We start from the raw sequence: 1173 nt of genomic DNA on the forward strand, positions 1-1173 counted from the left end.
GGCGCTGTCGCCGGAGGTGGAGGGGGTGCTGGCCCGGTATCCGCTGCGGGAGTTGGTGACGGCGTCGGACGCGATGCCGTTGCTGGTGGAGCGGGAGCGGGCGCTGTTCGGTTCCTGGTACGAGTTCTTCCCGCGCTCGGAGGGCACGGCCGAGCAGCCGCACGGCACGTTCCGTACCGCCGAGCGGCGGCTGGAGGCGATCGCGGGGATGGGGTTCGACGTCGTCTACCTGCCGCCGATCCATCCGATCGGCACGACGTTCCGCAAGGGCCCCAACAACACGCTCACCGCCGGGCCGGAGGACGTGGGGGTGCCGTGGGCGATCGGCTCGCCCGAGGGCGGCCACGACGCGGTGCACCCGGCGCTGGGGACGCTGGAGGACTTCGACCGTTTCGTGGGCCGGGCGCGGGAGCTGGGGCTGGAGGTGGCGCTGGACTTCGCGTTGCAGTGCTCGCCGGACCATCCGTGGGTGGACAAGCATCCCCAGTGGTTCCACCACCGCCCGGACGGGACGATCGCCTACGCGGAGAACCCGCCGAAGAAGTACCAGGACATCTATCCGATCGCGTTCGACGCGGACATGGACGGCCTGGTCGCGGAGACGGTGCGGATCCTGCGGCACTGGATGGAGCACGGGGTGCGGATCTTCCGGGTGGACAACCCGCACACCAAGCCGGTGGTGTTCTGGGAGCGGGTGATCGCGGAGGTGGGCCGCCGCGACCCGGACGTGATCTTCCTGGCGGAGGCGTTCACGCGTCCGGCGATGATGCACACCCTGGCGCAGATCGGTTTCCAGCAGTCGTACACCTATTTCACCTGGCGCAACTCCAAACAAGAGCTGACGGAGTACCTGACGGAACTGTCGGGCGAGGCGGCGGCCTGGATGCGGCCGAACTTCTTCGCCAACACCCCCGACATCCTGCACGCCTACCTCCAGCACGGCGGCCGGCCCGCGTTCGAGGTGCGGGCCGTGCTCGCCGCGACCCTCTCCCCCACCTGGGGCATCTACAGCGGCTACGAACTGTGCGAGAACACCCCCCTGCGCGAGGGCGGCGAGGAGTACCTCGACTCCGAGAAGTACCAGCTCAAACCCCGCGACTGGGAAGCCGCCGCCCGCGAGGGCCGCACCCTCGCCCCCCTCATCACCAGGCTCAACACCATCCGCCGACAGCA

At 69.7% G+C, this 1173-nt stretch carries 1 pseudogene; it reads left to right on the top strand.

From position 1 onward, the window contains the following. Positions 1 to 1173, top strand: a pseudogene (locus tag AQJ66_RS36575) (alpha-1,4-glucan--maltose-1-phosphate maltosyltransferase); the annotation flags it as partial.

Source organism: Streptomyces bungoensis (genome assembly GCF_001514215.1).
GTDB lineage: Bacteria > Actinomycetota > Actinomycetes > Streptomycetales > Streptomycetaceae > Streptomyces > Streptomyces bungoensis.